The organism is Mesorhizobium sp. BAC0120 (genome assembly GCF_033542235.1).
Taxonomy (GTDB): domain Bacteria; phylum Pseudomonadota; class Alphaproteobacteria; order Rhizobiales; family Rhizobiaceae; genus JAWRCU01.
The window spans coordinates 64,970-91,568 of sequence record NZ_JAWRCU010000005.1 but is presented as its reverse complement, the minus strand read 5'-3'; the positions used below and the strand labels follow the sequence as shown (position 1 = coordinate 91,568).

Annotated in this window: 24 protein-coding genes and 2 riboswitches; of the genes, 14 read left to right on the top strand and 10 right to left on the bottom strand. The window is 62.3% G+C overall.

What is annotated here, in order from left to right; all coding sequences use genetic code 11:
• Positions 1 to 119: 119 nt before the first annotated feature.
• The 4 genes from SAZ10_RS13430 to SAZ10_RS13415 all read left to right on the top strand — a co-directional run bounded on the left by SAZ10_RS13430 (position 120) and on the right by SAZ10_RS13415 (position 3,546).
• Positions 120 to 578 (top strand): (2Fe-2S)-binding protein, encoded by a 459-nt coding sequence (locus SAZ10_RS13430; protein ID WP_318609746.1) that lies wholly within the window; start codon positions 120 to 122, stop codon positions 576 to 578.
• Positions 579 to 580: 2 nt separating this feature from the next.
• Complete coding sequence (locus tag SAZ10_RS13425; protein WP_318609745.1) at positions 581 to 2,767, top strand: xanthine dehydrogenase family protein molybdopterin-binding subunit; 2,187 nt, start codon at positions 581 to 583, stop codon at positions 2,765 to 2,767.
• A gap of 114 nt (positions 2,768 to 2,881) precedes the next feature.
• The gene (locus tag SAZ10_RS13420) at positions 2,882 to 3,124 is read left to right on the top strand and encodes a type II toxin-antitoxin system prevent-host-death family antitoxin (protein ID WP_318609744.1); all 243 of its coding nucleotides are present in this window, start codon (positions 2,882 to 2,884) and stop codon (positions 3,122 to 3,124) included.
• Positions 3,121 to 3,546: a type II toxin-antitoxin system VapC family toxin gene (locus tag SAZ10_RS13415; protein WP_318609743.1), complete on the top strand. Its 426-nt coding sequence runs from the start codon at positions 3,121 to 3,123 to the stop codon at positions 3,544 to 3,546. The genes SAZ10_RS13420 and SAZ10_RS13415 overlap by 4 nt, the downstream gene beginning before the upstream one ends.
• Before the next feature lie 6 nt (positions 3,547 to 3,552).
• On the opposite strand, the gene dnaE is transcribed toward SAZ10_RS13415, so the two are convergent.
• From dnaE to SAZ10_RS13395, 4 genes are all read right to left on the bottom strand, one after another.
• Entirely contained in the window at positions 3,553 to 7,083 is a 3,531-nt protein-coding gene (gene dnaE / locus SAZ10_RS13410; protein WP_318609742.1) for a DNA polymerase III subunit alpha, read from the bottom strand.
• A gap of 210 nt (positions 7,084 to 7,293) precedes the next feature.
• On the bottom strand, positions 7,294 to 7,971 hold the full coding sequence (locus tag SAZ10_RS13405; RefSeq protein ID WP_318609741.1) for an HAD hydrolase-like protein: 678 nt from the start codon (positions 7,969 to 7,971) through the stop codon (positions 7,294 to 7,296).
• A gap of 242 nt (positions 7,972 to 8,213) precedes the next feature.
• Positions 8,214 to 8,552, bottom strand: a complete 339-nt coding sequence (locus tag SAZ10_RS13400) for a hypothetical protein (protein ID WP_318609740.1) — start codon at positions 8,550 to 8,552, stop codon at positions 8,214 to 8,216.
• Positions 8,553 to 10,565 (bottom strand): acetyl/propionyl/methylcrotonyl-CoA carboxylase subunit alpha, encoded by a 2,013-nt coding sequence (locus SAZ10_RS13395; protein WP_318609739.1) that lies wholly within the window; start codon positions 10,563 to 10,565, stop codon positions 8,553 to 8,555.
• A 152-nt stretch (positions 10,566 to 10,717) separates the two neighbouring features.
• Between SAZ10_RS13395 and SAZ10_RS13390 the strand changes: the two genes are divergently transcribed.
• The 10 genes from SAZ10_RS13390 (at position 10,718) to SAZ10_RS13345 (ending at position 20,168) form a co-directional block, all read left to right on the top strand.
• Positions 10,718 to 11,845, top strand: coding sequence for an S-(hydroxymethyl)glutathione dehydrogenase/class III alcohol dehydrogenase (locus SAZ10_RS13390; RefSeq protein WP_318609738.1), 1,128 nt, complete (start codon positions 10,718 to 10,720; stop codon positions 11,843 to 11,845).
• A gap of 151 nt (positions 11,846 to 11,996) precedes the next feature.
• Positions 11,997 to 12,491: a YaiI/YqxD family protein gene (locus SAZ10_RS13385; protein ID WP_318609737.1), complete on the top strand. Its 495-nt coding sequence runs from the start codon at positions 11,997 to 11,999 to the stop codon at positions 12,489 to 12,491.
• Positions 12,488 to 13,153, top strand: coding sequence for a DUF1345 domain-containing protein (locus SAZ10_RS13380; RefSeq protein ID WP_318609736.1), 666 nt, complete (start codon positions 12,488 to 12,490; stop codon positions 13,151 to 13,153). The genes SAZ10_RS13385 and SAZ10_RS13380 overlap by 4 nt, the downstream gene beginning before the upstream one ends.
• A 125-nt stretch (positions 13,154 to 13,278) precedes the next feature.
• Complete coding sequence (locus SAZ10_RS13375; protein WP_318609735.1) at positions 13,279 to 14,142, top strand: cytochrome b/b6 domain-containing protein; 864 nt, start codon at positions 13,279 to 13,281, stop codon at positions 14,140 to 14,142.
• A gap of 2 nt (positions 14,143 to 14,144) precedes the next feature.
• Positions 14,145 to 14,936 carry a molybdopterin-binding protein gene (locus tag SAZ10_RS13370; protein WP_318609734.1) on the top strand — a complete coding sequence of 264 codons (792 nt, stop codon included), beginning with the start codon at positions 14,145 to 14,147 and terminating at the stop codon, positions 14,934 to 14,936.
• Positions 14,937 to 15,003: 67 nt separating this feature from the next.
• A riboswitch (glycine riboswitch) is annotated at positions 15,004 to 15,089 on the top strand.
• Position 15,090: 1 nt separating this feature from the next.
• Positions 15,091 to 15,185, top strand: a riboswitch (glycine riboswitch).
• Between the two features lie 51 nt (positions 15,186 to 15,236).
• Complete coding sequence (gene gcvT, locus SAZ10_RS13365; protein ID WP_318609733.1) at positions 15,237 to 16,337, top strand: glycine cleavage system aminomethyltransferase GcvT; 1,101 nt, start codon at positions 15,237 to 15,239, stop codon at positions 16,335 to 16,337.
• A gap of 4 nt (positions 16,338 to 16,341) precedes the next feature.
• Positions 16,342 to 16,710: a glycine cleavage system protein GcvH gene (gene gcvH, locus SAZ10_RS13360; protein ID WP_318609732.1), complete on the top strand. Its 369-nt coding sequence runs from the start codon at positions 16,342 to 16,344 to the stop codon at positions 16,708 to 16,710.
• Between the two features lie 16 nt (positions 16,711 to 16,726).
• The gene (gcvP, locus tag SAZ10_RS13355) at positions 16,727 to 19,528 is read left to right on the top strand and encodes an aminomethyl-transferring glycine dehydrogenase (protein ID WP_318609731.1); all 2,802 of its coding nucleotides are present in this window, start codon (positions 16,727 to 16,729) and stop codon (positions 19,526 to 19,528) included.
• Between the two features lie 26 nt (positions 19,529 to 19,554).
• Complete coding sequence (locus tag SAZ10_RS13350) at positions 19,555 to 19,848, top strand: type II toxin-antitoxin system RelE/ParE family toxin (protein WP_318609730.1); 294 nt, start codon at positions 19,555 to 19,557, stop codon at positions 19,846 to 19,848.
• A 2-nt stretch (positions 19,849 to 19,850) separates the two neighbouring features.
• Positions 19,851 to 20,168 carry an addiction module antidote protein gene (locus SAZ10_RS13345; protein ID WP_318609728.1) on the top strand — a complete coding sequence of 106 codons (318 nt, stop codon included), beginning with the start codon at positions 19,851 to 19,853 and terminating at the stop codon, positions 20,166 to 20,168.
• Between the two features lie 27 nt (positions 20,169 to 20,195).
• Here SAZ10_RS13345 and SAZ10_RS13340 read toward each other — a convergent pair whose 3' ends face one another.
• The 6 genes from SAZ10_RS13340 to SAZ10_RS13315 all read right to left on the bottom strand — a co-directional run bounded on the left by SAZ10_RS13340 (position 20,196) and on the right by SAZ10_RS13315 (position 26,592).
• Complete coding sequence (locus tag SAZ10_RS13340) at positions 20,196 to 20,663, bottom strand: hypothetical protein (RefSeq protein WP_318609726.1); 468 nt, start codon at positions 20,661 to 20,663, stop codon at positions 20,196 to 20,198.
• 130 nt (positions 20,664 to 20,793) lie between these two features.
• A complete protein-coding gene (locus SAZ10_RS13335; protein ID WP_318609724.1) occupies positions 20,794 to 21,945 on the bottom strand; it encodes a GGDEF domain-containing protein in 1,152 nt (383 codons plus the stop codon).
• A gap of 84 nt (positions 21,946 to 22,029) precedes the next feature.
• Complete coding sequence (locus SAZ10_RS13330) at positions 22,030 to 22,989, bottom strand: type II secretion system F family protein (RefSeq protein ID WP_318609722.1); 960 nt, start codon at positions 22,987 to 22,989, stop codon at positions 22,030 to 22,032.
• Between the two features lie 3 nt (positions 22,990 to 22,992).
• Complete coding sequence (locus SAZ10_RS13325; protein WP_318610119.1) at positions 22,993 to 23,940, bottom strand: type II secretion system F family protein; 948 nt, start codon at positions 23,938 to 23,940, stop codon at positions 22,993 to 22,995.
• Between the two features lie 19 nt (positions 23,941 to 23,959).
• Positions 23,960 to 25,387: a CpaF family protein gene (locus SAZ10_RS13320; protein WP_412535212.1), complete on the bottom strand. Its 1,428-nt coding sequence runs from the start codon at positions 25,385 to 25,387 to the stop codon at positions 23,960 to 23,962.
• The gene (locus SAZ10_RS13315; RefSeq protein WP_318609721.1) at positions 25,384 to 26,592 is read right to left on the bottom strand and encodes an AAA family ATPase; all 1,209 of its coding nucleotides are present in this window, start codon (positions 26,590 to 26,592) and stop codon (positions 25,384 to 25,386) included. Before SAZ10_RS13315 ends, SAZ10_RS13320 begins: the two co-directional genes overlap by 4 nt.
• Positions 26,593 to 26,599 lie beyond the last annotated feature (7 nt).

Genomic DNA, 26,599 nt, shown 5'->3' with positions numbered 1-26,599 from the left:
GCGAACGGCCTTGCCGGGCCACAGCGCACGCCCAAGTTCGCAAATGGTTTGCGCTGGTACCATGCGTTCGCAGCCAAGCGTGGGCGCGGGGGTGCTAATCATGAAGGAGAGCTAAGCAGATGGCCGCTTTCACCCTCAACGGCGAGGCGCGAACCCTCGACGTCGACCCTGACATGCCCCTGCTTTGGGCGATCCGCGACGTGATCGGCTTGACCGGAACCAAATTCGGTTGCGGCATGGCGCAGTGCGGCGCCTGCACCGTTCACATGGACGGCACGCCGATACGTTCATGCCAGACTTCCGTCGGCGACGCGGAAGGCTCAAAGATAGTCACAATCGAAGGACTGTCGGGCAAGGTCGCCGAAACCGTGCAAGCCGTTTGGATCGAGCTCGATGTGCCGCAATGCGGCTATTGCCAGTCCGGGCAGATCATGTCGGCCACGGCTCTGCTGACAGACACGCCGAAACCCACTGACGACGACATCGATTCAGCGATGACCGGCAATCTTTGCCGCTGCGCCACCTATCATCGCATCCGCGCAGCGATCCACGAAGCTGCCCATCGGCTGGAGATCTGATCATGCTGTCGCATCGAATCGAATTGTATGCGAGCCGGCCATCCCGCCGCCAGTTCCTGATCGGCGCGGCTTCCGCTGCGGGGCTGGTGATCGGCTACCGGTTGATCGCAACCGAACCGGTAGACGCCCGGGCCGCCCCGGCTGGGCCTCAAACCAACCCGTTCCAAGCCTATGTCGAAGTCACCCCGGCGAACCGGATCGTGATTCACTCTTCCCAGTTCGAGATGGGGCAAGGCTCCTATTTCGGTATAGCGACGCTCGTCATGGAAGAGCTCGAGGGCGACTGGGGCCAGGTCGACGTCGTCGGCGCTTCGGGCAATCCGGCTCTCTACGGCAATCTGGCCTGGGGCGGTGCCGCACAAGGGACGGGCGGCTCGACCTCGATGGCATCGTCCTGGGAGCGCTATCGCAAGGCCGGCGCCGCCGCTCGCGAAATGCTGATATCAGCTGCGGCTCGGGCCTGGGGCGTAGCGGCAGGCGAAATCACGGTTGCGTCGGGAATCCTTTCCCACCCGTCCGGGAAACGAGCGAGTTTTGGGGAATTGGCCGAAGCTGCGGCAAGGATTCCCATTCCGGATGATGTGCCGCTGAAGTCGAGTGACGAGTGGAAGCAGATCGGATCGGAAACGCTCAAACGCTTCGACACCGCCGCCAAAACGAACGGCACCCAGACCTACACCATCGACCTGAAGATGGACGGGATGCTGACAGCGGTCATGATCCATTCGCCCAAATTCGGCGCAGCCCTCAAGGCCTTCGATGCGGCCAAGGCAAAGGCGCTCGACGGGATCGTCGACGTCGTGGAGACGCCACGTGGTGTCGCGGTCGTCGGTCGGAACATGTGGGCAGCGCTGAAGGGCCGCGACCTTGTGAACGTCCAGTGGGACGAAGCGAAGGCTGAGCAGCGCGGGACCGATGAGATCATCGCCGAATACAGGAAAATCGCGGCAGGTCCGGCCAAGGCCACCGCTCGCGATGACGGCGACGTCCAGCGGGCGCTTGCCACCTCGGCCCAGACGGTCGAGGCGCTGTATGAGTTCCCGTATCTTGCCCATGCGTCTCTGGAGCCGCTCAACGCGGTCGCGCGAATGAGCGATGACGGTGTGGTCGAGGTCTGGGGCGGACATCAGGCTCCCGACCTCTATCAGGCCGCCGCGGCCAAGGCGGCCGGCGTTACGCCCGACAAAGTTCGGCTGCATGTCATGAAAACTGGCGGCAGTTTCGGCCGGCGGGCTGTCCCGGATGCGGATCTGGTGGTCGAAGCGGTGGCGACCGCGAAGGCGCTTGGCTGGAAGGCGCCGGTCAAGGTGCAGTGGACGCGCGAGAACGACATGCGTGGCGGTCGCTATCGGCCTGCCTATGTGCATGCCTTAAAAGCCGGCCTCGACGAGCAGGGCAAGGTGGTGGCGCTCTACGATCACATTGTCGGCCAGCCTATCAGCGAATCGGGCGGCGCCAAGGGAGGGATCGATCGGTCTTCGGTCGAAGGCGCGGCGAACCTGCCCTACGCCATACCGAACCTGAAGGTCGACTTGACCTCGACCCATGTGAACATTCCCGTGCTCTGGTGGCGATCGGTTGGTTCGACCCATACCGCCTATGCGATGGAGACATTCATTGATGAACTCGCCGCGGCCGCCAAGCGGGACCCGGTCGAGTTCCGCCTATCGATGCTCAACGACCATCGCCGGCACGCCACAGTGCTGAGGCTCGCCGCCGAAAAGGCGGGTTGGAATGAGCCGCTGCCGGACGGCCGCTTCCGCGGCGTGGCCCTGCACGAAAGCTTCAACACCTATGTTGCAGAGGTGGTCGAGATCACTACCAAGGGTAGCAGTGACTTTACGGTCGACCGGGTCGTCTGCGCGGTCGATTGCGGCACCGCGACCAATCCCGACCAGGTCCGCGCCCAGATGGAGGGCGGGATCGGTTTCGGCCTCGGGGCGATCCTGCAGGAAGAACTGACATTGACGAAAGGCGCGGTGGACCAGGGCAATTACGACAGCTACACGCCGCTGCGCATCGAGCAGATGCCCAAAGTCGAGGTCTACATCGTCGATTCCGACGAGCTACCGACCGGTGTCGGCGAACCGGGAGTGCCGCCGATCGGACCCGCCGTCGCCAATGCGCTCAGGGCAGCGACCGGCAAGACCATCCAAAGGCTGCCCATCAAGAAAGGCCTGTCGGCGTGACATGCGACGACCCTATCGGATGTGAGGCGCGACAATCCGCCCGCGCCTCGCGCCAGTATATTGGACCAAATCTCAATTCGTGTTATATATGACCAAATAGTTGGTCACATGGTCATGAGAACCGTCAATCTAGCCGAAGCCAAAGCCCATTTGAGCGAGTTGGTGGAGCAGGCAGCCGCCGGTGAAACGGTGCAAATCTTGCGCCGCGGCAAGCCGGTAGCGCACCTTGTGCCTGCCGAGCGGAAGCGGAAGCCAATCGATCTGGAAGAGTTACGAAAACTCACCGCGAAGATGCCGTATCAAGAGCAGTCCGCAGGTGATTTCATCCGCGAAATGCGCGATAGCGAGCGCTATTGACATTTTACATCGACACATCGGTGCTCGTATCGGCTCTGACGTCGGAGGCCGCAACCGACCGGGCACAACGATGGCTCGCTGGACAGCAACCCGAGAATTTGGCTGTCAGCCATTGGACTGTCACAGAATTTTCGTCTGCGCTATCGATCAAGCTGCGCACCAGGCAAATCGATGAAGCAACCCGGGCTGCCTCCCTAAGCGCCTTCGGACGTTATGCGAAGGATGCGCTGAAGACACTTCCGGTCCCGGCGAAGACATTTCAAGCGGCTGCTCAGTTCGCCGATCAGTACAGGTTGGGGATAAAATCGTCAGACGCCCTCCATCTGGCGGTTGCTGCGGAATTTGGAACGACCATCGTCACATTGGACAAGCGGTTTTGCAGTGCGGCGCTGGAGTTAGGAGTCGCAGCCGAGCTGCTGTAGCTTGCCTTAGACCAGCTCCACCTCCACAACGCCGGGAACGGCGCGCATAGCCGAGGCGACGCGAGGGGAGATGGCGTAACGGTCGGGCAGCGCGATCTCGACTTCGCCCTGGCCGCCTTCCTTGATCAGCACGAAACTCACCTGCCCTTCACCCTTCGTTCCGAGCTGGGTGGCCAGCGTGTTCACCGGGCCGGCGTCGCGCAGGAAGATGCGCAGTGACTTCTGCACGCGGCTCGCCTCGTGCTCCAGCGACTGCACAGTCTGAATTCGCAGGTTGATGCCTTCCGGCCTGTCCTCGGCCGCCACCGTGATGACGACCGATTTGCCGGGCTCCAGCATGTCGCGATATTGCGCGAGCCCTTCGGAGAAGAGCACTGCCTCGTATTGTCCAGAGGTGTCCGAAAACTGCACGACGCCCATTTTGTTGCCGGTGCGCGTCTTACGCTCCTGCTTGGCCGTCACGGTGCCGGCGAGCCGGCCGGCCGCCGCGCCACGCTTCACGGCAGCCGAGAATTCGCCCCAGGTCTGCACCCGCATCTTCGCCAGCGCCGTCTTATACTCGTCGAGCGGATGGGCGGAGAGATAGAAGCCAACCACCTGGAACTCGCGGTGCAGCCGGTCGGCCGGCAGCCACACTTCCGTCGTGGGGAGACGTATGGCTTCGGGACGGCGCGTCGCAGTTCCGGCGCCGAAGATATCGATCTGGTCGCTGGTCGCGCTCGCATGCGCGAAGGCAGCTGCCGCCATGATCGCTTCGACACCCGCCATCATCGCGGCGCGGTCCCTGCCGAAGCAATCGAGGGCGCCAGCCATGATCAGGCTCTCGAGAACACGCTTGCCTACAATCTTCGGATCGATGCGTTGCGCGAAATCTTCCAGGCTTTCGAAGGGCTTGTCCGCCCGCTTCTCGACGATGTGCTCCACCGCCGCGTCGCCGACGCCCTTGATGGCGGCGAGAGAATAGAAAATGCGATTCTCGCCGACTTCGAAATCGCGGTAGGAGGTGTTCACGGACGGCGCCACGACATCGATGCCGAGACGCATCGCATCCGCGCGGAAATCGGCAAGCTTGTCCGTATTCGACATGTCGAGCGTCATCGACGCGGCCAGGAACTCGACCGGGTAATGCGCCTTCAGATAGGCGGTCTGGTAGGAAACGAATGCGTAGGCCGCCGCATGGCTCTTGTTGAAGCCGTAGTCGGCGAATTTCGCCAGAAGGTCGAAGATGAACTCGGCCTGCGGCTTCGTCAGTCCGTTCTTCAGTGAGCCATCGACGAAACGCGTCCGCTGCGCGTCCATCTCGGCCCTGATCTTCTTGCCCATGGCTCGGCGCAGAAGGTCTGCTTCGCCGAGCGAGTAGCCGGCAAGCTCCTGCGCGATCTGCATCACCTGCTCCTGATAGACGATGACGCCTTGAGTCTCGGCCACCAGATGATCGATCTTCGGATGGATCGAGGCGACTTCTTCTTCCTTGTGCTTGCGGGCGTTGTAGGTCGGGATGTTCTCCATCGGCCCCGGGCGATAGAGCGCGACCAGTGCGATGATGTCCTCGATACGGTCAGGCTTCATGCCGATCAGCGCCTTGCGCATGCCCGCACTTTCAACCTGGAACACGCCGACGACCTCGCCGCGCGACAGCATCGAATAGGTCTTCTCATCGTCGAGCGGGATCTGCGCGAGGTCGATGTCGATTCCGCGCCGGCGGATGAGCTTCACTGCACGGTCAAGCGTGGTGAGCGTCTTGAGGCCGAGGAAGTCGAACTTCACCAGCCCGGCCTGCTCGACATATTTCATGTTGAACTGCGTGACCGGCATGTCGGAGCGTGGATCGCGATACATCGGAACCAGCTCGGGCAGTGGCCGGTCGCCGATCACGATGCCCGCCGCGTGCGTCGAAGCGTGACGGAAAAGGCCCTCGAGCTTCTGCGCCGTGTCGAGCAGCGTCTGGACGATCGGCTCCTTCTCGGCTTCTTCCGCGAAGCGCGGCTCGCCTTCGATCGCCTTGGCAAGGCTCACAGGGTTAGCCGGGTTCTGCGGGACCATTTTGCAGAGCCTGTCGACCTGGCTGTAGGGCATCTGCAGCACACGGCCGACATCGCGCAGCACGGCGCGGGCCTGCAGCGTTCCAAAGGTGATGATCTGCGCGACCTGGTCGCGGCCGTATTTCTCCTGGACGTAGCGGATCACCTCCTCACGGCGATCCTGGCAGAAGTCGATATCGAAGTCCGGCATCGACACGCGTTCGGGATTGAGGAAGCGCTCGAAAAGCAGCGAGAAGCGCAGCGGATCGATGTCGGTGATGGTGAGAGCATAGGCGACGAGGGAGCCGGCGCCCGACCCGCGCCCAGGGCCGACCGGAATGTCATGAGCCTTGGCCCATTTAATGAAGTCGGAAACGATCAGAAAGTAGCCGGGAAATTTCATCCTCTCGATGATCGAGAGCTCGTAATCGAGCCGCTTGCGGTAGTCGTCCTCGGTGTAGCCCGGCGAGAGGCCACGTGTGGCGATACGCATCGCCAGGCCTTCGCGGGCCTGGCGGGTCAACTCCTCGGCTTCGGCCCTGACGGCGGCCTCCGCATCGGCAGCGTCGCGCGCGGCAAAGCGCGGCAGGATCGGGCTGCGGTTCTTCGGATAGAAGGAGCAGCGGCGGGCGATCTCGACGGTGCTGTCCAGCGCCTCAGGCAAATCGGCAAAAAGCACTGCCATTTCCGCCTGGCTTTTCAGATAGTTGTCCGGCGTGAGCCTGCGGCGATTGTCTACGGCAATGACCGTGCCTTCCGCGATCGCGATCAGGGCGTCGTGCGCCTCGTAATCCTCTCGCTTCAGAAAGAATGCCTCGTTGGTGGCGACCAGCGGCAGGTCGTGGCGATAGGCCAAATCGATAGTAGCGGCCTCGAGCGCTCGGTCATAGCCAGCCAGACGCTCGATCTCGACATAGAGTCGGTCACCGAACAGGTCGATCAGCGACAGCAACCGCTCTTCGGCCTGTGATGGATGATCGCCCTTCAGCGCGCGGCCGATCGGCCCGCGCGGGCCGCCGGTTAGGCAGATGATCCCCTCGGCGTAGCCGTCGAGGATTTCCAGCGGCAGGTGCACAGGGGAATCGTTTGGCGTGCCCAGATAGGCCCGGCTGACGAGCTTGGTCAGGTTGCTGTAGCCGACCTGGTTCTGCGCGATCAGGACCAGCGGGAAAAGCTCGGGACCGTGACTCCGCGCGGTGTGGCGCGCGCCCTCGTCGCGACTGTCGTTGAAGGCGAAATCGAGCTGGCAGCCGATGACGGGCTGCACGCCTTCCTTGACGGCCTTCTGAGAGAATTCCAGCGCGCCGAACAGGTTGTTGGTGTCGGTCACCGCAATCGCCGGCGTGGACTCCTTCGCGGCCCAGCTGACGATCTTCGAAAGCTGCAGCGCGCCTTCGAGCAGCGAATAGGCGGAGTGGACGCGCAGATGAATGAAGTTCCGAGCCTGAGCCGCAGGTGCTGCTCCTTGCCGGGCCGCGTTCAGGATCGGATCGCGCGTAGAGCTGTCGCTTGCCATCAGTCCGCCTGTTGCCACTCTGTATCTTTATTGGCGCTTCGGGCTGTCCGAAGACCGCTGCGCAGTTTTCGCTGATGCGGTCCCTCGGTTCGGTCCGATGCTCGCGTTGAGTCTCTCGCCCGAATCTATTGTCTGGAGCGACATGGTTCCAGCGTGCATCGGCGAAACACACAGGGACTGCCACAAAGGCAGGGAGTGCCATGGCTCGAATCAGGCTGGACCGAGCACCGCTCGAACGAGATGCGGCAGCTCCTCAGGCCGGTTTGCGATCCGCGCCGCACCGGCGCCTTCAAGCTCGGACCGATCGCCATAGCCCCACAGCACCCCAATGGCTGCAACGCCGTTGGCGCTGGCTCCCACAACGTCATGCGATCGATCGCCGATCATGACGGTGCTCGTTGCATCGATCTGTTCGGTTGCAAGGATGTGCCGCACGAGGTCGCCCTTTGCCGCGTTGCGGCCGTCGAGCTCGGATCCATGCAGGACATGAAAGTATCGGCGCAGCTCGAAGTGATCGATGATGTCGCCCGCGTAGGTCTTGAGCTTGGAAGTAGCGATCGACAGGAAGTATCCCTCGCCGGCCAGTGTCGCCAGCATCTCTGGAATGCCTTGAATGAGGCTGTTCTCGAATTTTCCGACCACAGAATAGCGCTCCCGATAGAGCCGCACGGCGGCGTCCGTCGCCGTATCGTCATCCGTGTCTAGAAGCGTCCTGAACGCCGATTTGAGGGGCGGGCCGATACACCAGCGAAGGTCGTCCGCGGCAGGCACCAGTCGCCCGAGCTTCTCCATCGCGTATTGGATGAAGCGGGTGATGCCGACGAACGGATCGGTCAACGTTCCGTCGAGGTCGAACAGTAGTGCAGGTCGCGGCGCTGGGATAGACACTTCAGGCAAACTCCATGATGACCGCGTCGAGGGCCTGGCTGTCGCTGGCCCGGCGTACACGACTAGTCGGGCGGGAACACAAGGTGTTCGCCTTCAGCTCCGGGCTTAAGAAGCCGCCAGCACTCTCTCGACACGCCGTCCGGGAAAACAAGGAGTGTCCGGTTGTTGGCGAACGCAATCGTCAAATCTCCCGTCGTCTTTTGGTCAACCGACAAAACAACATAGTTATCGTCGTCGACCGTCTAGCCGTATTTGCCTTCTCCTCTCCGAAAGAGCCGATCGAAGGAATCATCCTGCACGCTTTCGCCGTCTTCATATCTCCAGCCTTCCGGCTGAGGATGAGTTCCCCCGTATTCCCAAAGATCATCTCGGCCGACGATCGTGTTGTTCAGGTCTTCCAGCCGCCACGGCCCCTGAATATGAAGTGCAATTTGTCCAACATCGCCCTTACCTGATCGATGCAGGACGACTTCGCCAAAGTGAAGAATAAGCATGTCTGCCGCACGGCGAACAATGGAAAGGCGAAGTCCAACAATTTCGTCAAAGGTTGGCGGCTGAGGCAAGCTTACTTCGTCTGCCATTCACGCGAACTCCATGATCACCGCATCGACCGCCAAGCTATCACCGGGCTTGGCGTTGATCTTGGCGACGATCAGGTCGCGCTCAGCGCGCAGCACGTTCTCCATCTTCATGGCTTCGACGATCGCCAGCGTCTCGCCTGCCTTCACTTCCTGTCCGACGGCGACCATTACGGAGATGACCAGCCCCGGCATCGGGCAGAGCAGCAGCTTCGAGGTATCAGGCGGCTGCTTCAGAGGCATCCGTCGGTCCAGCTCCGCCGTGTTCGGCAGCATGGGAAGCGCTGTTATCGCGATCCCGCGCCAGTCGATGCGAATGCCGTTCAGCACAGGCCTGATCTGGGCCGATATCTTCTGACCGCCAATAGTGCCGCGCCAGACAGGGTCGCCTTGCTGCCAGTCGGAAGAGAGCTCCAGAGCTGCTCCGCCGTTAACGGAGAAGCCGATTCGCATCGGGATGGAGGCATCTCCTTCCACGATCGAGACGGGAAGATAATCGCCCTCCAGCTTCACCACCCAGTCGCGCTTGGGCAGGCCGGAATGCGGCGCAAGCCGGCCCGCGAGTCTATCCAGCCGGTCGCGGCGAACGAGCTCGATCGCCGTGGCAACCGCCGCCAATACTGCCTTCTGGCCGTCGTCCGGCCTGACCGGCTTGAAGCCTTCCGGAAACTCTTCTGCAATGAAGGCGGTCGACAGCCGGCCGTCGCGCCAGCGCGGATGCTGCATCAGCGCCGACAGGAATGGGATATTGTGCGCAATGCCGTCGATAACGAACTCGTCCAGCGCATCCGCCATTGCCTCGATCGCCGCAGGGCGGGTCGGCGCCCAGGTGCAGAGCTTGGCGATCAGCGGATCGTAGAACATCGAGATTTCCGAGCCTTCCGTGACCCCGGTATCGTTGCGCACGACGACACTGTCGAAGCGCCCCTCCGCCGGCGGCCGGTAGCGCGTCAGCCGGCCGATCGAAGGCAGGAAATTGCGGTAAGGATCCTCGGCGTAAATCCTGCTTTCGACCGCCCAGCCCTCGAGCTTCACCTCCTTCTGGCGGATGCCGAGCTTCTCGCCGGCGGCGATACGGATCATTTGCTCGACCAGATCGATCCCTGTCACCAGCTCCGTCACAGGGTGCTCGACCTGAAGCCGCGTGTTCATCTCCAGGAAGTAGAAATTGCGGTCCTTGTCGACGATGAACTCGACCGTGCCGGCACTCTGGTAATCGACGGCCTTGGCCAGCGCCACCGCCTGCTCGCCCATCGCCTTGCGAGTCTTCTCGTCGAGGAAGGACGACGGAGCCTCTTCGACGACCTTCTGGTTGCGGCGCTGGATTGAGCATTCGCGCTCGCCGAGATGGATCGCGGTACCATGCGCGTCGGCGAGTACCTGGATTTCGATATGGCGGGGGTCGATGATGAATTTCTCTATGAAGACGCGGTCGTCGCCGAACGAGCTCAAGGCCTCGGAGCGTGCCCGTTCCAAGCCCTCCCCGAGCTCGGCTGCATCCCAGGCAATCCGCATCCCCTTGCCACCCCCGCCGGCGGAGGCCTTGATCATCACGGGGTAGCCGACCTCGGCGGCGATCTTTTCGGCATGCTTGGTGCTCTCGATCACACCAAGGAAGCCGGGCACGGTGCTCACCTTGGCAGCATTGGCGAACCTCTTCGATTCGATCTTGTCGCCCATGGCTTCGATCGCCTTGGGTTTCGGGCCGATGAAGACGATGCCTTCCGCTTCCAGTGCAGCGCAGAAGGAAGCACGCTCCGAAAGGAAGCCGTAACCAGGGTGGACGGCCTCTGCACCGGTCGCCTTGCAGGCCTCGACAATCCTTTCGGCGACGAGATAGCTCTGGGCGGCGGGCGGCGGGCCGATATGCACGGCTTCGTCGGCCATCTCGACATGAACCGCATCGCGGTCGGCATCGGAATAGACCGCGACCGTCGCGATCCCCATCTTCTTCGCCGTCCTGATCACGCGACAGGCGATCTCGCCGCGATTGGCGACAAGGATCTTATTGAACATGCGCGGAACGGCCCTCCAGACGTGCAGTTTCGTTTTATGTGCTCGCCAGCGTGGGTCAAGACACATGCTTCGAACGACATGCTTTAGGCCTCCTTGATCAAGCGGGGAAAGTCTGAAAGTTTGCCGCGCTAATCATTGGGAGAATGCTGACGATGAAAACCCGTGCCGCAGTCGCCGTCGCTGCCGGAAAACCGCTCGAGATCATGGAAGTCGACCTCGACGGGCCGAGGGCAGGCGAGGTTCTGGTCGAGATCAAGGCGACGGGAATCTGCCACACGGATGAATTCACGCTGTCGGGCGCCGACCCCGAGGGCATCTTCCCGGCGATTCTGGGTCATGAAGGCGCTGGCGTGGTGGTCGACGTCGGTCCCGGCGTGACCAGCGTCAGGAAAGGCGACCACGTCATCCCACTCTACACGCCGGAGTGCCGGCAGTGCCCGTCCTGCCTGTCGCGCAAGACCAATCTCTGCACCGCGATCCGCGCTACCCAAGGCCAGGGCCTCATGCCGGACGGCACGAGCCGCTTCTCGATGGGTAAGGACAAGATCTTCCACTACATGGGCTGCTCGACTTTCTCGAACTTTACGGTTCTGCCGGAGATCGCAGTGGCGAAGGTCAACCCGGACGCACCCTTCGACAAGATCTGCTATATCGGCTGCGGCGTCACGACCGGCATCGGCGCAGTGATCAACACGGCCAAGGTCGAGGAAGGCGCGACGGCGATCGTTTTCGGCCTCGGCGGCATCGGGCTCAACGTGATCCAGGGGCTGCGGCTCGCCGGCGCCGACATGATCATCGGCGTCGACATCAACAACGACAAGAAGGCTTGGGGCGAGCGCTTCGGGATGACGCATTTCGTCAACCCCAAGGAGATCGACGGCGACATCGTTGCCTACCTCGTCAACATGACCAAGCGCGGCGCAGACCAGATTGGCGGGGCTGACTACACCTTCGACTGCACCGGTAACGTGAGGATCATGCGCCAGGCCCTTGAATCTTCGCACAGAGGCTGGGGCCAGTCGATCATCATCGGCGTTGCCGGCGCCGGCCAGGAGATCTCGACACGGCCGTTCCAGGTGGTCACCGGCCGAGTATGGAAGGGCACAGCCTTCGGCGGTGCCAGAGGTCGCACCGACGTGCCGAAGATCGTCGACTGGTACATGTCGGGTAAGATCGAGATCGATCCGATGATCACCCACACGCTCAAGCTTGAAGAGATCAACAAGGGCTTCGACCTCATGCATGAGGGCAAGTCGATCAGAAGCGTGGTAGTCTACTGATAGCTGCGGTGTCGAAGCACGCCTGCGCCCGGCGCATTCAGCCGTGCACCAACGGTGGCATGGCGCCCTTGCCGGCAAGGTCGGCAGCGCCAGACCGAGAGGCGGCGCCCGGCTGGCGTGCAAACGTCGCTCCTGACCATTTGCCCCAAAGATGACTTTGCCCAGCATTTATGTCGATGCCGATGCCTGCCCGGTGAAGGACGAGGTGGTCAAAGTGGCGGAGCGGCTGGGTCTCACCGTCACCTTCGTCTCGAATGGCGGGCTGCGCCCTTCCCGCGATCCCATGATCCGCAACGTCGTGGTCTCGAAAGGCGCCGACGCCGCGGACGACTGGATCGTCGAGAATGCGAAAGCGAACGATATCATCGTCACGGCTGACATACCGCTCGCGGCCAGAGCGGTCACGCTCGCCGCGCATGTGCTCGGACCGACCGGGCGGCCATTCACCGAAGAGACGATCGGGATGGCTGTTGCAATGCGTGACCTCAAGCAACATTTGCGTGAAACGGGCGAAAGCAAGGGCTACAATGCGAGTTTCGCTCGTGCCGACCGTTCGAGGTTCCTCGGTGCGCTGGATATGATGGCAAGAAAGGCGATCCGGGCCAGCAGGCTCGACCCTGGAAGCGATCGCACCGAACTCTCATGAATCTCTCTCGCCACAAGCGCCACGCTCCCTTCTACATCGCAGTGCTGTGCGCGCTCGCAACCGCGCCGATCGCATTGTGGCTGCGGCCGAAATTGGCGATCGAGGCCACTGCGAATATCTTCTTCCTGGTCTACCTGGTGCTGACCGGCATTAAGATTACGCGGCTCAGTGCTGCCTTCCTGAAGAAACACGCCGCCCGCACCGACGAGCCGGCCTGGGCGATCCTCGCCGTCACGTTTGGTGCAGTCATAGTTGCCGTCATCTCGCTATTCATCGTGATCAACAGCCACGACAAGCACGATATCCTGACCGTCAGCCTGTCGCTCGCTTCAGTGGCGTTGGGCTGGCTCACCATCCATACGATGGCTGCAATCCATTACGCGCACCGCTATTGGCAGCCAAACGTTGGCACCGACGGTCGGGGATCCAGCAAGAACGAACCTCGTGGCGGGCTCGAATTCCCGGGCACGGAAGAGCCAGAGGGCTTCGATTTTCTCTACTTCTCCTTCGTTATCGGGATGACCGCCCAGACCTCAGACGTCCAGATCACAACGACCGCAATGCGCAGGGTTAACCTCCTGCATGCCGTCATATCGTTTATGTTCAACACGGTGCTTGTCGCAGCCGCAGTGAACGTCGCGGTATCGCTGGGGCCATCCTGAGCCAGGAGCTCGCGTCGAAATCACGCGATCGTCAAGCAACCGGGTGTAACGAACTCTCGTGGCTCTGCGTAAACTGAGGAAGTGCAGCTGGCGCGCAAAGCTCAGTGGAAACAGAGGGTGTGGCGATGGATGCGAGATCGGCAGAAGCGGCGCCCGATACGGGCGCCTCATGCGGAACGCTCGTCTACAGGCAGTACGCCTGGACGCGCATCACTCACTGGATCTGGGCGGTGAGCCTGTTCTTTCTGCTGCTCTCCGGGTTGCAGATATTCAACGCCCATCCGGCGCTCTACATCGGCGACCAGTCCGGCTTCCAGTTCCAGAACCACGTGCTCGCGATCGGTGCCGAAAACACCAATGCCGGGCCGCGCGGTTACACCGATATTCTGGGCAGGAAATTCGACACGAGCGGCGTGCTGGGCATGTCTGGCCCAGCGGAGCAGCCGAACTATGTCGCCTTCCCGCGCTGGGCAACGATCCCTTCATATTACGATCTCGCGACAGGGCGCGTGATCCATTTCTTCTTTGCCTGGATCCTGGTCGGAACCTTGCTCGTCTGGCTCGTCGCCAGCGCGATCAACGGGCACCTTCGCGAACTGGTCCCCACCGTTGCCGACATCAGGCGTCTGCCGCGCGACATCGCCAATCATGCGCGGCTGAGGTTCCATCACATGCGCGACTACAACACGCTGCAGAAGCTTACCTATGCGATCGTGCTCTTCATCTTTTTTCCGCTGATGATCCTGACCGGGCTGTCCATGTCACCGAGCGCCGACGCGCTGCTGCCCTTCCTTCCCGAGGCCTTCGGCGGACGCCAGACGGCGCGCACCATTCATTTTACAGTCATGGCGCTGCTCGTGCTGTTCTTCGTGGTGCATATCGTGATGGTGCTCGCCGCCGGTCCCATCAACGAGCTGCGCTCGATCGTCACCGGCTGGTATCGGACAGATCCGTCGTCGGACCGAGCCGCCGAGGAACCGAGGGCCTGACAATGTCCAAGTTCCGGATTAACCGCCGCGCATTCATCACTTCCGCCACCATCGGCGGATCGGGTCTTGTCCTGTCCGGCTGCGATGCGTTCGACAGTGTGGGCGACCCAGATAGTGGACTGCGTCACGTCATCGAGAGCGCCAATAATCTCACCTATCGGGTCCAGCGGCTGCTCGGCGGCGGCCACACGATGGCGCAGGAATTCACGGAGGCCGACATCCGCCAACCGCAGCGCCCGAACGGCTCGACGGCGCCGGACGACGACTACTATCAAGGCCTGCTCTCGAAGAATTTCGCCGACTGGCGGCTGGAAGTCACAGGGTCGGTTGAGAAGCCGCTGTCGCTCACGCGCGAACAGCTGATCGCCATGCCGAGCCGGACCCAGATCACCCGCCATGATTGCGTCGAGGGCTGGAGCTGCATCGCCAAATGGACAGGCACACCACTGTCGCTGGTGCTCGACGAAGCCAAGGTGAAGCCCGAGGCGCGGTACGTCGTCTTTCACTGCCTCGACACGATGGAGCGCAGCCTGTCAGGCGACATCAAATATTACGGCTCGATCGACCTGATCGACGCCTACCATCCGCAGACGATCTTGGCCTACGGGCTGAACGGCAAACCATTGCCTGTCGAGAACGGCGCGCCGCTGCGGGTGCGTGTCGAAAGGCAGCTAGGCTACAAGATGCCGAAATACCTCCAGAAAATCGAAGTCGTCGACAGCTTTACCACTATGGGCCTCGGCAAGGGCGGCTATTGGGAGGACCGGGGCTACGACTGGTTCGGCGGGATCTAGCCCGGGAGTGGGTGGTGACAAAGCCACCGGCTTCGGGTAGCCTCCGACTCGCTTGGGGCTCCGGCTCCGTCCGTTTGCGGGAGAGAGCAGCGTTGCTGCCGCCGAAGGGGAAATCGCCCGAAATCTCTCAGGCAAAAGAACCGTAGACGGAAAGCACTCTGGAAAGTCGGGAAGAATTCCCGCGCCGAAGGTGTAAGCGCAGCTGACAGGGTTCCAGTTGCGCGAGTCTCTCAGGCTTCAGACAGAGGGGCGCGAGCTGGCCGCGAAGAGCGGTCGAGAACGTGCGCCTCTGGAGAAGCAATGACCGCCTCGGATTTGAAAAGGCTGCCCCTCGAAGACTTGCATATTGCAGCGAGCGCCCGTTTTGGACCGTTCGCCGGCTGGTCGATGCCTATCCAGTATCCGGCAGGGGTCATGCGGGAACACCAGCATACGCGCGAGCATGTTGGGCTGTTCGACATTTCGCATATGCAGTTGTTCGAAGTGTCCGGTCCCGGAGCAGCGGACCTGCTGGCAAAGGCTTGCCCCCTGGATGCGGCAGGACTCGCGGCTTCGCAGTCAAAATACACTTTCCTCCTCAACGACAAGGCCGGCATCATCGATGACCTGATCGTGACCAGGCTGGCGCCCGAGCGTTTCATGGTGGTGGCGAATGCCGGCAACGCCGCGAGCGACGAGGCGCAGCTCAGGGAACTCGCTGCCGATTTCGATGGCAAGGTCGAGCCGCTCGACCGCGTCTTCCTGGCCATCCAGGGCCCGCAAGCCGCCGAGGCGCTCTCTCGGGTCGGCATCGATACCGAAGCCCTGACCTTCATGACTGGAGTGGAGCCGAAGCCCGGCTGGTTCATGAGCCGCTCAGGCTATACCGGCGAGGACGGCTTCGAAATCGGCCTGCCGGAAAGTGACGCACAGGCACTGGTCAACCGGCTTCTTGAGGATGACTGCGTCATCTGGGTGGGGCTCGCCGCCCGCGATAGCCTGCGGCTCGAAGCCGGGCTTTGCCTGCACGGACAGGACATCACGCCGGAGATCGACCCGGTTTCCGCCGGGCTGATGTGGGCGATCGCGAAGCCGGTGCGCGAGGCGGGGCGTTTCATCGGCGCTGAGGCGCTGAAGTCGCTGGTCGCCGCTGGGCCCTCCGAGAAGCGCGTCGGGTTGAAGCCCGACGGCCGTCAGCCGGTGCGGGCTGGCGCAATGCTAATCGACGGTGCTGGCAAGCAAGTCGGCCGCGTCACTTCCGGCGGCTTCGGCCCTTCGGTCCAGCATCCGGTCGCCATGGGCTATGTGGCAACCGCCCTCGCCCAGCCCGGAACCCGCATTTTTGCCGAGGTGCGCGGTACGCGCATTTCAGTGGACGTCCATCCCCTTCCCTTCACGCCGCATCGCTATCGAAAAGGATGATCTCATGGCGACGACCTATTTTACCGAAGACCACGAATGGATCCGCGTCGAGGGCGGCGTGGCCACCGTCGGCATCACCGGCTACGCGCAGGAACAGCTGGGCGACCTCGTCTTCGTCGAGCTGCCTGAGGTCGGACGTGTGCTGAAAAAGGGCGATGCGGCCGTCGTAGTTGAATCCGTCAAGGCGGCATCCGATGTCTATGCACCCGTGGACGGCGAAATCACCGACGTGAATTCCGCCCTTTCGTCCGAACCCGCACTCGTCAATTCGGCGCCCACCGGCGACGGCTGGCTCTGGAAGATGAGGCTCGCAGACCAAGCCCAGCTTTCCGACCTGCTCGACGAGCCAGGTTACAACGCGCTGATCGATTGAAGATCGAGGAACGAAAATGAGCAATCCCATCACTGCCTTCGCGGAGCGCCATATCGGTCCGAATGTCGCCGAAAGGCGGGCCATGCTCGCCACGCTCGGCGTTCCTTCAGTCGAGACGCTGATCGCCCAGGCCGTACCGAAGTCGATCCGGCTCGATCGTCCGCTCGATTTGCCCGCGCCGGCCAGCGAGGCCGAGGCGCTCCAGGAGCTTTCCGCGAAGATGGCGGCGAACAAGGCGCTGAAAAGCTTCATCGGGGCCGGCTACCACGGCACGATTGTACCGCCCGTAACCCAGCGCAACCTTTTCGAGAACCCGGCCTGGTATACGGCCTACACGCCCTATCAGTCAGAGATAAGCCAGGGGCGGCTGGAAATGCTGTTCCACTTCCAGACGCTGGTCGCAGAGCTGACTGGCTTGCCCGTCGCCTCGGCCTCGCTTCTCGACGAGGCTACGGCAGTGGCCGAAGCCGTTGGAATCGCCTTCAGGCATCATCGCGAGAAGCGCAACCGCGTCGTGCTCGCCGGCGCCCTGCACGACCAGATCCGCGACGTGGTCGAGACGCGTGCCGAACCGCTCGGCATCGTCGTCGACGAGGGCACGCTCGATGAGAGTGTGGCGGCGCTGATCGTACCTTGGCCGGATACAGTCGGGGTCTATCGCGATCATCACGCGGCGATCGAACAGGCCAAAGCGCTGGGCGCGCTGGTCATCTTCGTCGCCGACCCGCTGGCGCTTGTGCTCACCGAGCCGCCGGCGAAGCTCGGCGCCGACATTGCCGTCGGCTCGATGCAGCGCTTCGGCGTGCCGATGGGTTTTGGGGGACCGCACGCAGCCTACTGCGCGGTGGCCGACAGGCTGACACGGTTGATGCCCGGGCGGCTCGTCGGCCAGTCGGTCGACGCCAAAGGCCGGCCTGGTTACCGGCTTGCCCTGCAGACGCGCGAGCAGCATATCCGCCGCGACAAGGCGACCTCGAACATCTGCACTGCGCAGGCTCTGCTCGCCAACATGGCGACAGCCTATGCGATCTGGCACGGCCCCGAGGGCCTGCAGGCGATTGCCACAAATGTCCATGGTTTCGCATCGCGTTTTGCCGCTGCGCTGACGTCAAAGGGCCTGACCGTCGCCGGGGCCGAGTTTTTCGATGCGGTGACCGTCGAAATAAAAGGCCAGGCGAAGTCGATTGCCGGAGATGCCGAAAAAGTCGGACGTCTGCTTCGCGTCATCGACGCGGATCGCATCGCAATCAATTTCGACGAGACTTCGACCGAGGTCGACCTCCAGGCGATCGCGGGGCTCTTCGGCGCAACAGTTCCGGCAGAAGCGCCGGCCGCCTTGCCCGGCAAGCCGCGCGGCAAGAATTTCCTGACCCAGCCCGTTTTCCACGAAAACCGCTCCGAGACGGAGATGATGCGCTTTCTGCGACGTCTGGCGGACAAGGACCTGGCGCTCGATCGCGCCATGATCCCGCTTGGCTCCTGCACGATGAAGCTCAACGCCGCGGCCGAGATGATGCCGGTGAGCTGGCCTGATGTGGCCAACATGCATCCGCTTGCACCTGCCGCGCATGCCACCGGCTACAAGGCAATGACCGACGAATTGGAACGCTGGCTCGCTGAGATCACCGGTTTCGATGCCGTCTCGCTGCAGCCCAATGCCGGCAGCCAGGGCGAATATGCCGGGCTGCTGGCAATCAGGCGCTACCATGCCGCCCGTGGCGAGGCACATCGTAACGTCTGCCTGATCCCCTCTTCCGCGCATGGCACCAATCCGGCGAGCGCCTCGATGGCGGGCATGCGCGTGGTCGTCGTCGCATGCACGGAAGCGGGCGACATCGACGAGGCCGATCTCAAGGCGAAGGCGGCCGAACACGCCGCCAATCTTGCCGCGCTGATGATCACCTACCCGTCGACGCATGGCGTGTTCGAAGAGGGCGCACGCGAGATCTGCTCGCTCGTGCATGAGCATGGCGGGCAGGTCTATCTCGACGGCGCCAACCTCAACGCGCTGGTCGGACTGGCGCGGCCCGGCGACATAGGGGCCGATGTCTGCCACATGAACCTGCACAAGACGTTCTGTATCCCACATGGCGGCGGCGGCCCCGGCGTCGGACCGATCGGCGTGAAGGAGCACCTCAGGCCGTTCCTGCCCGGTCATGTAGCGGAAGGTTCGGGACATGCCGTCGCAGCGGCACAGTTCGGCAGCGCATCGATCCTGCCGATCACCTGGATGTACATCCGCATGATGGGTGCAGCTGGCCTGAAGCAGGCGACCGAGACGGCAATCCTCAACGCCAACTACATCGCGGCGCGGCTCGAGAAGCACTTCCCGGTGCTCTACAAGGGCCGCAACGGACGCGTGGCGCATGAATGCATCATCGACACGCGTTTCCTGAAGGAGACGGCGGGCATCAGCGTGGAGGATGTCGCCAAGCGGTTGATCGATTACGGCTTCCACGCGCCGACCATGTCGTGGCCGGTCGCCGGTACGCTGATGGTCGAGCCGACCGAGTCCGAACCGAAGCGCGAGCTCGACCGCTTCTGCGAGGCGATGATCTCGATTGCCAACGAGGCGGAGCGCGTCGCAAAGGGCGAATGGCCGCGCGACGACAATCCGCTGGTCAACGCGCCTCACACGGCCGCGGAGACGCTCGCGGATGAGTGGAAGCATCCCTATTCGCGCCTGGAGGCTGCCTACCCGGCCGGCGACACCGATAGCCAGGCCAAGTACTGGCCGCCGGTCTCGCGCGTCGACAACGTCGCCGGCGACCGCAACCTCGTCTGCTCATGCCCGCCAATCGAAGCGCTAGCGAGTTGAAAGAATGTCGCTTATAGGCTACATTTATGATCGAGGTCAGGGAAACTCCGACCTATGCAAACTGGTTCGCCAAATTGGCGGACCGGAACGCAAGGGCGCGAATCGATGTCCGCATCAGACGTTTGTCATTGGGCAACTTCGGTGACGTCAGACCAGTTGGGGATGGTGTTGCCGAGCTTCGTATCGACTATGGTCCCGGCTATCGTGTCTATTTTCTGAGGCGTGGAAGCTCGGTGGTCATACTGCTCGCAGGTGGAGACAAGCGGACTCAGGATCGCGACATCGCCTCAGCGAAGAAGCTTGCTGCAGATTGGAAATAGAGATGGTTCTCGAGACGACACGTTGGGACCCTTCAGAGCATCTGGACAGCGATGAAGCGATCGCTGCTTATCTTGAGGCAGCGTTCGAAGACGGCGATCCCAAGCTCATAGCAGCAGTGCTCGGCGATGTGGCCAAGGCTCGTGGCATGACCGAAATCTCAAAGAAGGCGGGAGTCTCTAGGGAAAGTCTCTATCGTGCTTTGAGTAAAGAGGGGAACCCCGAGTTCGCCACGGTTCTGAAGGTTGTCCGAGCGCTGGGGCTTACGGTCTCGATCAAATTGTTGGCTGATCGGGACGAGACACCAGTTTCCGCCGCATAGTGACGAGGCAAGCGGAGCCGGTTTTGCTTACCCCTTGCTGAGCAGCGCCAGGTTGGCGTCGACCACAGTCTTATCGGCCATGCCTGCCCTGGCTTCGAGCAGCAGCTCCCTGGCCTTCGTCCTGTTGCCGCGCAGGTATTGCGAATAGCCGATGTTGTTGACGACCTGCGGCACGCGCCCGGTCAATTTGAGGAGCTGGTCGTAGGCACGGTCGGCGAAGTCGAAGCGGCCGAGCTGGTCATAGGAGGCTGCAAGCCCCATCCAGGCTTCGGCATTATCGGCTCGAAGCTCGACCGCTTTGCGGAAATGCATCTCGGCAAGTCCATAATTGGCGGCGCGGAACTGCTGCTTGCCCTCGTTCAGATCGGCGGCACTGATGTCGGTGGACGGCGGCGTGATCGCCGTCGTCTTAGTGCCGTCGACCGGTGCCGTGGTGCAGCCAGCCAAGGCGACCGCGGCTGCCAACGCAGCAAATGCCAGTGTAGTCCGTAGCATTCTATCCCCGCCCCTGCCCGTTTACCGGGTCTTCACGGCGGAGACTAAACCTAAACCAATTAAGCTTCGGTGCCGATTTGCCGCTAATTCGCTTGAGTGCAGGCAAATGTTTCTTAACAGGTGGCGAGATTCACCCGGCGAGCCGGAGATCTGCGGTTGCGATGCGATTGCGGCCATCGCGCTTTGCCCGATAGAGAGCCTTGTCCGCGTCGCTCAGCACCTGTTCGAAGGTGAATCTTTCCGCGGTCGGAAAGGCTATACCGACGCTCACAGTGCAATGAAGGTCGCCTTGATCAGTGTCGATGGCGAGCTCGGCCAATTCCTTGCGTATGCGCTCCGCCACCTGCCTTGCGCGATCTTCGGTCGAACGCGGAAGGACCGCTGCGAACTCCTCGCCCCCAAGCCGTGCGGCCGTATCTGTCGCGCGCAGGCAGGCTGACGTGACGGCCGCGAAGCGGCGCAGCACCTCGTCGCCCACCCCATGTCCGTGGCGATCATTGATGTTTTTGAACTGGTCGAGGTCGAATACAAGCACACCCGTGAAGCGGTCGAGCGGATCCGCCTCGAAGCGATCGAACAATGCGCGGCGGTTGAGCAGCCCGGTAAGCGCGTCAGTCATGGCTTCGCGGCGATGATTGCGAGCCATTCGGGCCTGATTAAGCGAGAGCGACAATGCCCCGATGCCGCTCATGCCGGCGATCGAAACGGCGAGATTGAGGTTCTCGGCCCAGCCCGCCGGCGGGTGACCGAGCACCAGACTGCCGTCGACGATCAGCACGATTGCGCAAAGTGCAAAAGAGATACCGATCGCACTATAGAGAGTCGAAAGCGCTATGATCGGTGTCGGCGCCTCAGTGCGGGCGAGCCAATACTGATGGGCAACAGCGAACAGGACGGCTGCGGCTGCTGTGTTATAGAGGATAAAGCCTGCGCCATCATAGCCGGAGAACATCAACAAGGAAAAACCAAGCACCACCGCGCTTGTCAGCGCCAAGACCAGGCCGGCAGGCATGGACACCGTGCGGAATTGATACGCGGCGGCAAGAACCGCGGCAAAGCCGAACATCATAAGCGCAAAGTTGAGAGCGGCGAGAAGCGGTGCCACCGTTTGCACAAAGGCGCTATAGGCGAAGACGCTTGCAACGATCAAAGCGGCGCCGCAGGACCAGGTCAGCAGCGAACTCTCGCTGCGTGCCGAAAGCCAGGTACAGTACATGGTGACGGACAAGCAGGCTCCGGCGAATCCGATCGCCAAAAGCAGCGAGTTGTAGTCAAGCGGCATATGGGCCTTCCGAGCGGCGCTGCCGCATCGGCAGGTTAGCCACCATAGCGCCTGCACGGTTACCGGGGCGTTTAATCCGTTCAATTATTGCGATGTCATCTTCACGATGATCGGGATGATCGCAATCATCAGCACTACCGGCAGAATGCATACCGTGACCGGAACCGACATCTTGGCCGGCAGCGCATGTGCCTTTTCCTCGGCAAGCGACATGCGCTTGTGGCGCATCTCGTCGGAGAAGACGCGCAGCGCCCCGGAGAGGCTGGTGCCGAGCTCCTTCGACTGCTGCAACAGCGTTGCGAAGGAGCGCACCTCGTCGAGGCTCAGCCGGTCCGCGAGCGATTTCAGCGCGTCGTCCAGGCTGCGGCCTGCCCTCAATTCCAGGGAGACGAGCTGCAGATTCTGGGCAAGCGACGGATAGGTCCTGTCCAGTTCCTTCGAGACACGCTCGATACCCGCCTCCATGCTCATACCGGCGTCCGAGCAGACGATCATCAGGTCCATGAAGTCGGGAAAGCCGTTGCGGTATTCGCGCATCTTGGCTTGCACCATTCGGCCCAGCAGCAGGTTGGGGAGAAAATAGCCGAGCGCGCCTGCCATTACGATGAAGGTCATGCGCGCGGTAGCAGAGGCCTCGCCGCCGGCGAGCTTCTCGGCGAGCACTGCAATCACCGCAATGCCGATGAAGGCCCCGAAGCGGATGATGAAAAAGGTGCCAACCGCCCGCGGGTCGAAATAGCCCGCCTGGATCAGCTTCATGCGTAGCCGCGCAACATTCTCCGGATCGCTCTTGGCATAGAATTCCTGGGCGGTACGCACCGCCTTCTCGCGTACGGCGTTGGTGTTCTTCCTCGGTTGCGCTTCCGTCTTCTCGACAGTCAGGCCGGTATCGACCTTGAGCCGCCGCTTGACGTCGCCCCTCGCGCCGGCGCCCGCCAGCAATGGCCAGCCGACCGCCGCAGCACCGGCAACCAGCATAAGGACTGCGATCGGCATCAATGAACCCGGCCGTATCGAGAGAAGCAGTTCGACGAACGATTCCATGAGCTAGAACCGGAAATTCGACATCTTGAACATGACAACATTGCCGATCGTCAGCCACGCGACCGAGCCGCCGATCAGGTACCAGGTCATCGATTTGTCCCATACGTCCGCGTAGAATTGCGGCATCAGCACCATGACCGCCACCGCAAACAGCGCCGGCACCGCGGTCAGGATATAGGCTGACATGCGGCCTTCCGTCGAAATCGCCTTCACCTTGCGGCGCAGCTTGCCGCGCTCGCGAATAATCTTTGCCAGGCCGTCCAGTATCTCGCGCAGGTTGCCGCCCGAGGTGTTCTGGATCGAGACCGCGGTGACGAAGAGCGGCAGGTCGTCGTGGCCGACGCGCGAATACATGGCATGCAGCGCTGTAACGAGATCCGAGCCATAAGTGATCTCGTCGGCGACCACACCGAACTCTGTGCCGATCGGGTCCGGCATCTCGCGAGCCACCATGGTGATCGCAACCGGCACCGGATGGCCGGCCTTCAGGCTGCGGGTGATCAGCTCCAGCGCCTCCGGGAGCTGGATACCGAACAGCTTGTGACGGCGTTTGCGCAGAAACCGCAGCGTCATCAGCGGGATCACGAAGGCGAGCACCAGCAGCAGCACCGTCGCGTGGAGCATCGGCAGCCCGTACCAGACGGCGAGCATCGCAATACCCGCCGCGACGGCGGAGGTGGTCATCAGGAATCTCGGCAGCGGCATGATCAAGCCGGACTGGGCACGCAACGCGCGGAAGCGTTCGAGCGAGAACAGCGACGAGCCGCCATCCAGCCCGCGCTCCTTGCGCAGCTGTATCAGCACCTGCTCCTGGCTGATCTTGCGCTCCTGCAGTTTCATGCGCCGGTTGATCGCCGCTCGGCGGTCACTGCGGCTGGCATAGAGCAGATAGACCGCCTCTGCGACCATGATCCCGGTCAGCGCAGCGCCCGCATAGACCAGATAGAGCATGCTAACTTCAGGCACGGTACTACTCCTGAGGCTTCCCCGGCTCGAAATAGCGGCCGGGGAACTCGATCCCCATCGCCTTCAGGTCCTCGAGGAAGCGCGGGCGCAGGCCCGTCGCCTCGAAGTGGCCGATGATCGAGCCATCGGCCTCCATGCCCGTCCGCACGAAGCGGAAGATCTCCTGCATCTGAATGACGTCGCCTTCCATGCCGGTCACCTCAGCGACGCTGGTCACCTTGCGCTTGCCATCGGATAGGCGGGTGAGCTGCACAATAATGTCGATTGCGCTGGCGATCTGGCTTCTGATCGACTGCACAGTCATCGGCATTCCGGTCATGCCGAGCATCTGCTCCAGGCGAGCGATCGCATCGCGCGGCGTGTTGGCGTGGATCGTTGCCATGGAGCCCTCATGGCCTGTGTTCATCGCCTGCAGCATGTCGAAGGCTTCCTCGCCGCGGCACTCGCCGAGGATGACGCGGTCGGGCCGCATACGCAGCGCGTTCTTGACCAGGTCGCGCTGTTTCAACTCACCATGGCCTTCAATGTTGGCCGGACGTGTCTCCATGCGCGCGACATGCGGTTGCTGGAGCTGCAGTTCCGCAGCGTCCTCGATGGTGATCAGGCGCTCGTCCTCCGGAATGAAGGCAGAGAGCGCATTCAGCATCGTCGTCTTGCCGGTGCCGGTGCCGCCCGAAATGATGGTCGTCTTGCGGGCATGCACGGCCGCGGCAAGCACTTCGGCCATGGTCTGTGTGATCGCGCCGAATTCGACCAGCCTGTGCAGGGCGAGCTTGTTCTTGGAGAATTTGCGGATCGAGACCAACGGCCCGTCCACGGCGATCGGGCGGATCGCCGCGTTGAAGCGCGAGCCATCGAGCATGCGTGCGTCGACCATAGGCTGCGACTCGTCGACCCGGCGGCCGACCGCGGCGACGATCTTGTTGATGATCCTGAGGAGATGCGCCTCGTCCTTGAACGGAATGTGAACCTTCTGCAGCTTACCCTTGCGCTCGACGAAGCAGTTCTCGTGACCGTTGATCAGGATGTCGTTGATCTCCGGATCCTTGAGCAGCGGCTCCAGCGGGCCGAGGCCGACCATCTCATCGACGATGTCGTCGACCAGCGCATCCAGCTCGGCAACATTGATCGCCATCCGCTCTTCGCGCGTCTTTTCGGACACGAACTCATGCACCTGGCGGCGCATCTCGTCCTTCGGCAGCCGCTCCAGCGCAACGAGGTTGATCTCGTCCAGCAGCATGCGGTGAATGCGGATGCGCGCATCGAGCACGCGATTGCTGGCCTTTGCCGCCCCGTTTACATCAGGCAGAGGCGCTGGCGCCGGCTTGCGTGTGGTGGGAATGAAGACGCCGTGATCGGCCGGCCGCATCGGCTCGACGGGCCTGGCCGGAGCGTCGACGCGTTTGTGGAGCGTCGAAAAACGGCTGGTCACGACGCTTTCCTCAGGAAGCCGGGCAGCGAGAAGAGCGAGCGCGACTTCCTGCTTGCGGCTATCGTCTCTTCGGGCAGGATGATCTTCTTCAGGTCTTTGACCACATTGGCGTTCGGATCGATCTCGTGCAGCGGCACGCCGCGGTCGACCGCCTGACGCACCAGCTTGTAGTTGTTCGAAACGCCCCCGACGAAATTTTCGCCAAGGATCTCTGTCAGGTCGGAGCCGCGCACGCCGTTCTCGAAGGCGCGCTGGTCGAAGCGGTTGACGATAACGTTCGGCTTCACTTCCTTTCCAACCGTCTCATAGATTGCCTGGACCAGGCGCTGTGTGTGGCGCAGGCAAGGCACGGTCATCTCCGAGACGATGTAGAGCTTGTTCGAGCCGAGAAGCACCGTTTCCGTCCATGGAAACCAGGTGCGCGGCATATCGATCACGACATTGTCGAAGTAGGCCGAGACGAGGTCGAGCATCCGCACAACCAGATCGGTGTTGAAGGAGCGCATCTCCGACGGTTTGGCGGGAGCCGCGAGCACGCAGAGCCCGCTGGGATGCTTGGACAGCATCACATCCAGCAGCTGCCGGTCCAGGCGCTCGGGCTGGTTCTCGATCTCGGTAATGTCGAAGCGCGGCTCGAGGTCGAGATATTCGGCGCAGGAGCCTTGCTGGAAATTGAGATCGACGACACAGGTCGAGGCGCCCCGCGTCACCGAGTTTTGGAGCTCGAATGCCGTCTGGAGCGTCAGAGTTGTCGTGCCGACCCCGCCGGCGGCCGGGATGAATGTGTAGATCTGTGACTCGGTATTGTCCTCGCGCCCCGGTCCTTGGACGGCGCGAATGCAGGAGCGGACGAGGTCGGCCGTGGTGAGGGGCTTAACGAGGAAGTCTGCGACCTTGAGCTGCACGAGGATGCGTACGGCTGCGGCGTTGAATGCCTGGGTCACGACGACGATCGGCGCCCTGCCTTCGAGCCGGCGGGTGATGCGCTGTAGCGCCTCGATCTCCTCGAGGCGAGCGGCGTCCATATCGATGATGACGGCGCCACAATCGGCTTCCTGTATCTCGCCGCGCAGCTCCGCGACGTTCTTCTCGACCGTGACGAGCTCGATCGCGTCCGAGGCGGCGAAGGCGGACCGCGTGTCTTGTGCGAACGCCTTGTCCGTCGATACAAGCACCACCTTTTTGGAGTTGCCGTTGGCAGCCATGGCCGGA

Excerpts from the sequence above, each read along its gene's own strand:
- SAZ10_RS13430 (WP_318609746.1), top strand. The coding sequence starts at position 120 with ATGGCCGCTTTCACCCTCAACGGCGAGGCGCGAACCCTCGACGTCGAC.
- SAZ10_RS13425 (WP_318609745.1), top strand. The coding sequence starts at position 581 with ATGCTGTCGCATCGAATCGAATTGTATGCGAGCCGGCCATCCCGCCGC.
- SAZ10_RS13420 (WP_318609744.1), top strand. The coding sequence starts at position 2,882 with ATGAGAACCGTCAATCTAGCCGAAGCCAAAGCCCATTTGAGCGAGTTG.
- dnaE (WP_318609742.1), bottom strand. The coding sequence starts at position 7,083 with ATGGCAAGCGACAGCTCTACGCGCGATCCGATCCTGAACGCGGCCCGG.
- SAZ10_RS13400 (WP_318609740.1), bottom strand. The coding sequence starts at position 8,552 with ATGGCAGACGAAGTAAGCTTGCCTCAGCCGCCAACCTTTGACGAAATT.
- SAZ10_RS13395 (WP_318609739.1), bottom strand. The coding sequence starts at position 10,565 with ATGTTCAATAAGATCCTTGTCGCCAATCGCGGCGAGATCGCCTGTCGC.
- SAZ10_RS13390 (WP_318609738.1), top strand. The coding sequence starts at position 10,718 with ATGAAAACCCGTGCCGCAGTCGCCGTCGCTGCCGGAAAACCGCTCGAG.
- SAZ10_RS13385 (WP_318609737.1), top strand. The coding sequence starts at position 11,997 with ATGACTTTGCCCAGCATTTATGTCGATGCCGATGCCTGCCCGGTGAAG.
- SAZ10_RS13380 (WP_318609736.1), top strand. The coding sequence starts at position 12,488 with ATGAATCTCTCTCGCCACAAGCGCCACGCTCCCTTCTACATCGCAGTG.
- SAZ10_RS13375 (WP_318609735.1), top strand. The coding sequence starts at position 13,279 with ATGGATGCGAGATCGGCAGAAGCGGCGCCCGATACGGGCGCCTCATGC.
- SAZ10_RS13370 (WP_318609734.1), top strand. The coding sequence starts at position 14,145 with ATGTCCAAGTTCCGGATTAACCGCCGCGCATTCATCACTTCCGCCACC.
- gcvT (WP_318609733.1), top strand. The coding sequence starts at position 15,237 with ATGACCGCCTCGGATTTGAAAAGGCTGCCCCTCGAAGACTTGCATATT.
- gcvH (WP_318609732.1), top strand. The coding sequence starts at position 16,342 with ATGGCGACGACCTATTTTACCGAAGACCACGAATGGATCCGCGTCGAG.
- gcvP (WP_318609731.1), top strand. The coding sequence starts at position 16,727 with ATGAGCAATCCCATCACTGCCTTCGCGGAGCGCCATATCGGTCCGAAT.
- SAZ10_RS13350 (WP_318609730.1), top strand. The coding sequence starts at position 19,555 with ATGATCGAGGTCAGGGAAACTCCGACCTATGCAAACTGGTTCGCCAAA.
- SAZ10_RS13345 (WP_318609728.1), top strand. The coding sequence starts at position 19,851 with ATGGTTCTCGAGACGACACGTTGGGACCCTTCAGAGCATCTGGACAGC.
- SAZ10_RS13340 (WP_318609726.1), bottom strand. The coding sequence starts at position 20,663 with ATGCTACGGACTACACTGGCATTTGCTGCGTTGGCAGCCGCGGTCGCC.
- SAZ10_RS13335 (WP_318609724.1), bottom strand. The coding sequence starts at position 21,945 with ATGCCGCTTGACTACAACTCGCTGCTTTTGGCGATCGGATTCGCCGGA.
- SAZ10_RS13330 (WP_318609722.1), bottom strand. The coding sequence starts at position 22,989 with ATGGAATCGTTCGTCGAACTGCTTCTCTCGATACGGCCGGGTTCATTG.
- SAZ10_RS13325 (WP_318610119.1), bottom strand. The coding sequence starts at position 23,940 with ATGCTCTATCTGGTCTATGCGGGCGCTGCGCTGACCGGGATCATGGTC.
- SAZ10_RS13315 (WP_318609721.1), bottom strand. The coding sequence starts at position 26,592 with ATGGCTGCCAACGGCAACTCCAAAAAGGTGGTGCTTGTATCGACGGAC.